Raw genomic sequence first — 9,653 nt, forward strand, 5'->3', positions numbered from 1 at the left:
CGGATATTGGTTTCGGCAACAGCCGGAATTGAAATCCCAAAATATACGCGAGTTGTAAATCCAACTGTTTTAGATTTTATTCCAACGGAAGAAGCTAAAGTAAATCTTTCGATGAAAATGGTAGTTTCAAAAGAGAAAGACAAGATTGACAGTTTATTTAATTTGATTTGTTCCTTACAATCGGAATCGGCTTTAATCTTTTGCAATCACAGAGACGCGGCCGAACGCATTAGCGATGCGCTAAACCAAAAAGGAATCTACGCTACCTATTACCACGGCGGAATGGATCAGGATGAACGTGAACGCGCTTTAATTCAGTTCAGAAACGGAAGCGTCAGTTATTTGGTTACCACCGATTTGGCTGCACGTGGTTTGGATATACCCGAAATGAAACACGTTATTCATTATCATTTGCCATCAAAGGAAGACGAATTCATCCATAGAAACGGACGAACTGCGCGTATGTTAGCTACCGGAACTGCTTATGTCATTTTCCACGAAAGTGAAAAAAAACTCGATTATATCAGTTATGGAATGTCAGTTTTAGAAGTTGACAACTCCACCAAATTATCAAAACCACCTGAATTTCAAACAATTTACATTAGTGGCGGTAAGAAAAACAAACTAAATAAAATAGACATCGTAGGTTTCTTTTCTCAAAAAGGAAAACTCGAAAAAGGCGATTTGGGATTGATAGAAGTAAAGGATTTTATTTCGTTTGCTGCGGTAAAATCTAAAAAAGTAAAAGAACTACTTTCCAATATTCGCGACGAAAAAATGAAAGGGAAGAAGTTTAAGATTGAAGTCGCGCGCATGGTTATTAAGAGAGAAGATTATGATAGGAGCAGTCGTAGTTAACAGTCGCAGTAGGCAGATTTATATTGAAAGCTGAAAAATTCACACTATTTTTTTTACTACAACTGTATCTGGAACCAAAACGGAGTAATCACCGCCATTTCTAATCACATCGCGAACAATGCTTGAGGAAATATATGATGTTTTGGAAGCGGTTAGAAGAAAAACTGTTTCAATTTTTGATAATCTTCTGTTAGTATGCGCAATGGCTTTTTCGAACTCAAAATCGGCCGGATTTCGCAACCCACGTAGTATAAAATCAGCGTCTAATTTCCGGCATAAATCGATGGTTAACCCTTCAAAAGTAATCACGGTTACTTTTGGCTCGTCTTTGAAAGCGTCTTCAATAAATTTTTTACGTTCCTCTAATGTGAACATATATTTCTTTTCTGCATTGATACCAATCGCAACTATCACTTCATCAAAAAGTGAAATGCCTCTTTGGATAATATCATAATGACCATTAGTTATTGGGTCAAACGAACCTGGGAAAACAGCTTTTCTTTTCATTTTGTTGTATGTTATATGTTGTGAGTTCTAGATTAAAAGCTGTTAAACCTAAAACCTATAACCTAAAAGTACAATGTTTTATTTTTGTAAAGCTAATTCAATTGAGTTTGTAAACAAATCTTCTAGAGTAATTCCCGCTGCTCTTGCTTGTTGAGGAATTAAACTTTCTGTCGTTAGTCCAGGTATTGTATTCATTTCTAACATAAATGGCTCGCCGTCTACTATGATAAATTCACTTCTCGAAAATCCACTCATTTTTAAAATCGTATAGGTCTTTTTGGCAACAACTCTAATTTTTTCGGCTATGTCTTCAGAAATTCTGGCTGGTGTTATTTCCTGTGATTTTCCATGATATTTAGCTTCGTAATCAAAGAAATCATTTTCGGATACAATTTCTGTAATAGGCAAAACTATGGTTTCTCCTTTATAGTTTATGACACCAACAGAAACTTCTGTTCCGTCAAGAAAGCTTTCGATAATTATTTCGTTGTCTTCTTTGTAAGCATTGGCAATCGCAAATAAAAGTTCCTCTTTTGTTTTTACTTTGGTAATTCCAAAACTGGAACCCGATTTGTTTGGTTTAACAAAACAAGGTAATCCCACTTTTTCCAGAATTTCATCTTGTTTGATATCGTCACCAAGATTTAAATAATAAGAGTTTGCCGATTTTATGCCATAAGGTTTTAGAACCGATAATAAATCACGTTTGTTAAATGTCAATGCCGCTTGGTAATAATTGCAGGAGTTTTGCGGAATTCCTAATAAATCAAAATAAGCTTGCATTAGACCATCTTCTCCGGGTGTACCGTGAATGGCATTAAACACACAATCGAACGTAATTTTTTCATTGCTTACCGTAACCGAAAAATCATTTTTATCTATCTGGAATTCAGTATCATTGTCATCAACATAAACCCATTTTTCTTTAAAAATATGGATGCGATATCCAGTAAATTTTGTTTTGTCTAAGTTTTGATAGACTACGTTTCCACTCGTTAACGATATTTTGTATTCGCTGGAATAACCGCCCATGATGATGGCAATTTTTTTCATTTGTACTGGATGTTAGGTGAAACAAAATTATCAAATTTTTTCAAACCAATTACCTTTATGTTTTTTATATCTTTGTGCAAATTAAAATTCTTTATGAGTTTACGAAAGTATTTATCCAGTCGCATTTTTTTTACTCAAATTCTTGCAGCTATGGCCATTTTTGCCATTATAGCCTATTTATTTTTTCATTGGATAACCTATACTACGCATCACGGACAGGAAATTACAGTTCCTGATTTGGCCCGACTTTCTGCAGAACAGGCAGAAGAAAAATTAAGTGCTGTCGATTTAGATTATATAATTCTAGACACGGTTGATTTCAAACCTGATTTTCCAAAGTTAACTATTGTAGAGCAAGAACCAAAAGCAGGCGCGAAAGTAAAAGAAGGGAGAAAGATTTATATCAAAATAAACGCTTCGAAATATACGATGGTTACAGTGCCCGATTTGATTGAAAAAACCTATCGTCAAGCAGTGCCAACATTAGAAGCTATAGGTTTAATGGAAGGGACAATTACTTATAAACCCTATTTGGGTAAAGACATGGTTCTTGAATTACGCCAGAACGGAAAGAAATTAAAAGCGGGTGATAAAGTCTTAAAATCATCTAAAATTGATTTGATTCTTGGCGATGGAAAAATTACTTATGAAGAAACAGTTGATTCTACAGCTATAGATTCTACTCAAATTATTCCATTAAATGGACAATAATATTGATAATACTCCTGAATTAGAAGAAGAAGAATTATTTGAACACCACCGACATGTTGCTGACAAAGGACAATCGTTGTTGCGTGTAGATAAATTCCTGATGCAGTTAATTGCTAACGCTACACGAAACAAGATTCAGAAAGCCGCAGATGATGGAAACATTTGGGTAAATGATGTTCCGGTAAAGTCCAGTTACAGAGTTAAACCTTTTGATGTGGTTCGAGTAATGCTGTCACATCCTCCGTTTGAAAACTTAATCCTTCCCGAAGATATTCCACTTGATATTGTTTATGAAGACGATTCTTTATTGGTAATCAATAAACCACCAGGATTAGTTGTTCACCCCGGACACGGAAATTATACAGGAACATTGGTTAATGCGTTGGCTTTTCATTTTGAAAATCTGCCAAAGAACTCAAGTGATAGACCTGGACTGGTTCACCGTATAGACAAAAATACTTCCGGACTTTTAGTCATAGCTAAAACAGAACAAGCGATGACACATCTGGCAAAACAATTTGAAGATAAAACTACCGAACGTGAATATATTGCCTTGGTTTGGGGAAATGTAAAAGAAGATGAAGGAACTATAGAAGGTAATATTGCAAGACACGTAAAAGATAGAATGCAAATGGCAGTTTTTCCGGATGGTGAAATTGGAAAACATGCGGTTACACATTATAAGGTTTTGGAACGCTTTGGTTATGTTACTTTGGTTTCCTGCAAATTGGAAACAGGAAGAACACATCAGATTAGGGTGCATATGAAATATATTGGACACACCTTATTTAATGACGAGCGTTATGGTGGTGATTTGATTTTAAAAGGTACCACATTTACTAAATACAAGCAGTTTATAGACAATTGTTTTAAGACTTTACCAAGACAGGCTTTACACGCCAAAACACTAGGATTTTTTCACCCAACAACCAAAGAATATATGCGTTTTGACACTGAATTGCCTCAAGACATGAAAGACTGCATTGAAAAATGGAGGAATTATGCTAAGACAGGTTTTACGGAAAGTGAAAACACGAATTCGTAGGAAGTACTCTTAGGCAAAAAGCAAAATAATTAAATAAGTCTAGATTTTGGGTTTATGTTTATGCTTCATCCACCGGTTTTTCGGCAACAAACAAATAATATATACCGACTAATATAAAAGGAATACTAAGCCATTGTCCGGTTGAAAGTAATCCGAAAGTTTCTTCTATTCCGCCTTGGCTTTCTTTGACATATTCGACAACAAATCGAACTGACCAAAGTAGGATTAAGAAATAACCAAAAAGTAAACCATGTTTTTCGGCTGTTTTTGTTTTCCAATACAAGAAAAATAGAATTAAAAACACAAAGACATAAGCAAAAGCTTCGTACAATTGCGCAGGATGCTTTGCCGGAACTTTCTCTAATAGTGCTGCATATTTTGGGTCAGATACAAGAGCGTGATAGGCATCGTTTACATTTGAGATTTTGGTAATATTAACCACTTCTGCTGAAGAATAGTAATCTCTAACAAATCGGACTCCGAAAGGCGAATCGGTTATTTTACCGACAATTTCGGAGTTAAAAAAATTCCCAATTCTAACAAAAACAGCACCGCTAGCTACAGGAATAACCACTCTGTCTAATACCCAAAGCATCGGTCTTTTGATTACTTTTCTACTATAAAAATACATTGCAATAATAATAGCTATGGCTGCTCCATGACTAGCTAAACCCTGAAAACCTGTAAATTCAAAATTTGGACTGAATTTGAATGGCAATAAAATTTCCAATAGATTATTTCTGTAGTATTCCCAATCGTAGAAAAAAACATGACCTAAACGGGCACCAAGTAAGGTTGCCACAACAGTCCAGATGAAAAGAGTATCCAATTTTTCAATCGGTTCATTTTCTTTTTCAAATATGCGTTTCATGATGTACCATCCAAGTCCGAAAGCGATAACAAACATTAGACTATAATAACGGATAGTAAAAGAACCTATATTTATTCCTTCTGATGGATTCCAAATCATGACTAATTGCTTTTCTATTTATGTTAAAATGTAAAAATAGTGATTTGTTCGAAAAAGTATACTAAATTATTTAAACTTTAATGTGAACATTTTTTATCTGGAACAGGGTCGTAGCCATTTTTGCCCCAAGGATTACAGCTCAAAATTCTTTTTATACCCAAAAAAAATCCTTTAAACAGACCATGAATTTTAAGTGCTTCAATGAAATAGCTAGAACAGGTTGGTTGGAATCGACAACTTGACGGCAACAATGGAGACAGCACTATTTTGTAAAAATAGATGAGCACTAAAAATGGCGCTATGGCTATTTTTTTTAACATACGTTTTTGGTTAAACCGTAAAAGTAGTTCCGTCTTTTCCGTCTTTCAATTGGATTCCAAGTGCTAACAATTGGTCTCTAATTTGGTCAGACAAGGCAAAGTTTTTATTGGCTCGTGCTTCATTTCGCATACCAATAAGCATTTCAACAACCCCATCTAATTTATCGGAATTAACAGCAGTATTTTTTTCATCTTTAATGCCAATAACATCAAAAGTGAAGGAATGTAATGTCTCGGTCAGTATTTTTAAATCAGAAGCAGTTAGCGTTTCTTTTTCGTCTTTAATTAAATTGACAAATTTTATTCCTTCAAATAAATTAGCAATCAAAATTGGTGTGTTGAAATCGTCATTCATTGCCTCATAACAACTCTGTTTCCAAGACGCAATTTCAATAGAAGAAGTAGAGTTAGGTTGTAATTCTTTAAGTATATCGATGCCTTCCATTAATCTGTTAAATCCTTTTTCGGCAGCTAAAATTCCGTCGTTAGTAAAGTCAAGTATACTTCTATAATGCGCCTGCATCATAAAAAAACGAGCCACATTTGGAGAAAAGGCTTTACTCAAAAACGGACTTCCACCCGAATAGATTTCACCGGGAAGCAAATTATTTCCGGTTGATTTCGACATTTTTTTACCATTCAGATTTAGCATGTTGGCATGCATCCAATAATTCACCGGGCTATGACCTGTACAAGCTTCGTTTTGAGCAATTTCACATTCGTGATGTGGGAATTTTAAATCCATTCCGCCACCGTGAATATCAAAAGTTTCACCAAGATATTTGGTGCTCATGGCAGTACATTCTAGATGCCAGCCTGGGAAACCAATTCCCCACGGCGAAGGCCAACGCATAATATGTTCTGGCTCCGCTTTTTTCCAAAGCGCAAAATCTTGTGGGTTTTTCTTATCGCTTTGTCCGTCGGTATCACGCGTATTGGCTAACATTTCATCAATGTTTCTGCCGCTTAATTTTCCGTAATGATTGTTTTCATTAAACTTCACTACATCAAAATAGACAGAGCCATTTCTTTCGTAGGCAAATCCTTTTTTAATAATTTGGTTTACGATTTCAATTTGTTCAATGATATGACCAGTTGCTGTAGGTTCAATACTAGGTGGAAGAAAATTAAACTGATTTAAAACATCATGAAAATCGACAGTATAACGCTGTACAATTTCCATTGGCTCCAATTGCTCTACACGTGCTTTTTTAGCAATTTTATCCTCACCATCATCTACATCATCAACTATATGGCCAACATCCGTAATGTTTCTCACGTAACGAACTTTATATTCTAAATGAAGAAAGTATCTGAAAATCATATCAAAAGACATGAAAGTACGAACGTTTCCAAGATGCACATTACTATATACTGTAGGACCACACACATACATTCCAATATTTCCCTCATGCACGGGTTTGAAAACTTCTTTTTCTCCTGAAAGAGAATTATATATTTTTAGTTGTTGGTTTTTATATAATTGCATAGTTTTTTTGGAGCCCTGACGGCAGGTAGGTCTGGGCTATTAAAATTTAGTATCTAATTTGATGTAATCTAAAAACTCACTTCGTGTTGAATCCTCATTGAACTTTCCTCCGTATTCTGAAGTTACGGTGCTACTTTCTATATCACGAATACCGCGTGAATTTACACAAAGATGTTTGGCGTCAATAACACAAGCAACATCTTCAGTTCCCAATACTTGTTGCAATTCTTGAACGATTTGCATAGTTAAACGTTCCTGCACTTGTGGTCTTTTAGCAAAATAATCTACAATTCTATTCATTTTGGAAAGTCCAACTACCGTTCCATTTGAAATATAAGCTATGTGAGCTTTGCCAATTATTGGTAATAAATGATGCTCACAAGTTGAGTAGAGAGTAATGTTTTTTTCGACCAACATTTCGCCATATTTGTAATTATTGGCAAAGGTGGAAGCCTTTGGTTTTTTATTTGGATTTAAGCCGCCAAAAGTTTCTTTAACAAACATTTTAGCAACACGATTTGGTGTTCCTTTAATACTGTCATCAGTTAAATCCATCCCAAGAGTGTTTAGAATGTTTTCAACATCTCTTTTTATTAATTCAATCTTTTGTTCATCAGATAAATTAAACGCATCATTTCTTACAGGATTATTGGCACTTGTTGCAATATGATTTTCACCTAACTCATCATTAATTTGGTCAATATTAATCATTAAAATCTTTGTTTTATGGAATTAAAATAAAAAAAACAAAGATAAATAATTATAATTAATCTGTCGGGAATACTTCATATTATTAATTTTTTCTGATTTTAAGATAATTATTTCTTAAAAATACTTAAATTTCGCTGCTAAAATAATTTTTACCAAAAATGAAAAATAAATTTACTACACTTTTTTTAATTTTTTTATTTACAAACTCTCTTTTTTCTCAAAATTTAATTCTAAATGGAGGTTTTGAAATAGGAGGTTCTGGGGTTGGCTTTGTTACAAACGGCGCAGGATACACACTTTTAAATGCCCCATATTCTGGCACAACAGCTACAGGGAACTTTGCCTTCACAACAGATCCAAGTCTTATAAATACTACTAGTTTTATCCCAAGTTCAGATCATACATCTGGTAATGGTAGAATGCTCATTATTGATGGTAATACCACCACAGGAAATCCAAGATTTTGGAGAGCAGGTAATACAGGTGCTGGAATTCCCACTTTGACAATAGGAACCACTTACAGATTCAGTTATTGGATTAAATCAGTTTCTAGTTTAGTAACGGGAGCATCATCGCAAGCTGATATCGGAGTACAGATTACAGGAGGAACTGCAACATTAGTATCAGGAAGCACATTGGCACCATTACCGACATTGGGATGGAGACAAGTAGTATATTCTTTTACCGCAACCGCAACCACAGCAACTATTGAGTTATGGAATAATAATACAAGTGCATCAGGAAATGATTTTGCTGTAGATGATTTTATGCTTACCGATGATCTCATGGTTACTTATAATGTAACAGATGCATTGTGCGTTACAGCTAATGATGGATCTATTACAGTTAGTGGTTTAGGAGGTACATTACCATATGTAAATTATAGTATTACGGGACCTGTAACATTAAATAATACAACAGGTGTTTTTACAGGTATACCTCCAGGAATTTATACCGTTTCTGTTACAGATAGTACTCTACCAACAGCTGCTACAGTTTCTATGGGGAATGCTGTTGTGGGACCTAGTCTGACAATTACTCCTAGCAACTCGGCTGTTTGTTTAGGAAGTTCTACAACCCTAACTGCTACAGGAAGTTCAAATCCTTACACATGGACAGCAAATCCGGCTGCTACAGCGGGATTAACAACCCCTAGTGTTGCTAATCCAACAGTTACTCCAACGGCTGCTGTTGCACATACATACACAGCATCTTCTACAATTGGAGCTTGCACTGTAACTAAACCTATTACTATAACAGTAAATCCTTTGCCAATTGCTAATATTACAGGTAATGCAACAATATGTCCTGGAAACACCGCTTTAATTACAATTACAGGAACACCAGGTACTAATGTTACTTTTGTAAATAATCTTGGGAATACCTATGTTAGACCAATTCCTGCATCTGGAACTACTACATGGACGACACCTGTTTTAAATGCAACTACAGTTTATACACTTCAAAATGTTAGAAATTTAGCATCTCCATTTTGTCAAACAAATTATACAGGAGTAATAGTTACAATTACAGTTGTTCCTAATGGTTGTGCTACCGTAAGTGTAGACCCTGCAACAGGAACACCACCATTGGATTTAACTCTTTGTACAACGGGTGAATGCAGAACATTATTTGCAAATGTCTCTCAAGTACCCTCAACTACAAGCTATTCTGTTAGTTCAATTCCTTTTTGCCCACAAGCAGCTTTTGAAAACCCATCATGGATTAATATTGGTCCGGGTACTACATTTGGAGATGACGATTGGTCTGATGGATTTTCTTTTCCTGCAGGCATGAATTTTTGTTTTTATGGACAAAATTATACTCAATTAAATGTTGGTACGAACGGAGTAATTCGTTTTCCTAACCCAAATTTATTTAATGCAGGAGACAACTGTCCATATTCTTACAATCAGACCATACCAAATGCAGGTTTTCCAATCACAAATGCTATATTTGGTGTTTATCAAGATATAGATTTTTGTGTTA

The 9,653-nt window shown here is 35.0% G+C and carries 10 protein-coding genes; 4 read left to right on the plus strand and 6 right to left on the minus strand.

The genetic code is table 11. The features are described from left to right. Window positions 1-858 (plus strand): helicase-related protein (locus ACOYLP_RS08705; RefSeq protein ID WP_422855786.1); only part of this gene is annotated, 858 nt, incomplete at its 5' end. Between the two features lie 39 nt (window positions 859-897). On the opposite strand, the gene coaD is transcribed toward ACOYLP_RS08705, so the two are convergent. Together coaD and ACOYLP_RS08715 are read right to left on the minus strand one after the other, a co-directional pair. Then, window positions 898-1,365 (minus strand): pantetheine-phosphate adenylyltransferase, encoded by a 468-nt coding sequence (coaD, locus tag ACOYLP_RS08710; RefSeq protein ID WP_422855787.1) that lies wholly within the window; start codon window positions 1,363-1,365, stop codon window positions 898-900. 78 nt (window positions 1,366-1,443) lie between these two features. Then, window positions 1,444-2,418 (minus strand): D-alanine--D-alanine ligase, encoded by a 975-nt coding sequence (locus ACOYLP_RS08715; protein WP_422855788.1) that lies wholly within the window; start codon window positions 2,416-2,418, stop codon window positions 1,444-1,446. A gap of 93 nt (window positions 2,419-2,511) precedes the next feature. On the opposite strand from ACOYLP_RS08715, the gene ACOYLP_RS08720 reads away from it, so the two are divergent. After that, the gene (locus tag ACOYLP_RS08720; RefSeq protein WP_422855789.1) at window positions 2,512-3,129 is read left to right on the plus strand and encodes a PASTA domain-containing protein; all 618 of its coding nucleotides are present in this window, start codon (window positions 2,512-2,514) and stop codon (window positions 3,127-3,129) included. Next, a complete protein-coding gene (locus ACOYLP_RS08725) occupies window positions 3,119-4,174 on the plus strand; it encodes an RluA family pseudouridine synthase (RefSeq protein WP_422855790.1) in 1,056 nt (351 codons plus the stop codon). The genes ACOYLP_RS08720 and ACOYLP_RS08725 overlap by 11 nt, the downstream gene beginning before the upstream one ends. Window positions 4,175-4,232: 58 nt before the next feature. On the opposite strand, the gene lgt is transcribed toward ACOYLP_RS08725, so the two are convergent. The 4 genes from lgt to folE form a co-directional block, all read right to left on the minus strand. Beyond that, on the minus strand, window positions 4,233-5,144 hold the full coding sequence (gene lgt, locus ACOYLP_RS08730; RefSeq protein ID WP_422855791.1) for a prolipoprotein diacylglyceryl transferase: 912 nt from the start codon (window positions 5,142-5,144) through the stop codon (window positions 4,233-4,235). Window positions 5,145-5,221: 77 nt separating this feature from the next. Then, window positions 5,222-5,464, minus strand: a complete 243-nt coding sequence (yidD, locus tag ACOYLP_RS08735; protein ID WP_422855792.1) for a membrane protein insertion efficiency factor YidD — start codon at window positions 5,462-5,464, stop codon at window positions 5,222-5,224. A 10-nt stretch (window positions 5,465-5,474) separates the two neighbouring features. Continuing rightward, window positions 5,475-6,953 (minus strand): cysteine--tRNA ligase, encoded by a 1,479-nt coding sequence (gene cysS / locus ACOYLP_RS08740; protein WP_422855793.1) that lies wholly within the window; start codon window positions 6,951-6,953, stop codon window positions 5,475-5,477. A 39-nt stretch (window positions 6,954-6,992) separates the two neighbouring features. After that, a complete protein-coding gene (gene folE, locus ACOYLP_RS08745; protein ID WP_422855794.1) occupies window positions 6,993-7,664 on the minus strand; it encodes a GTP cyclohydrolase I FolE in 672 nt (223 codons plus the stop codon). 158 nt (window positions 7,665-7,822) lie between these two features. On the opposite strand from folE, the gene ACOYLP_RS08750 reads away from it, so the two are divergent. Then, the coding region (locus ACOYLP_RS08750) for a hypothetical protein (RefSeq protein ID WP_422855795.1) at window positions 7,823-9,653 on the plus strand (1,831 nt) is incomplete at its 3' end.

This window comes from Flavobacterium sp., assembly GCF_049318325.1.
Taxonomy (GTDB): Bacteria; Bacteroidota; Bacteroidia; order Flavobacteriales; family Flavobacteriaceae; genus Flavobacterium.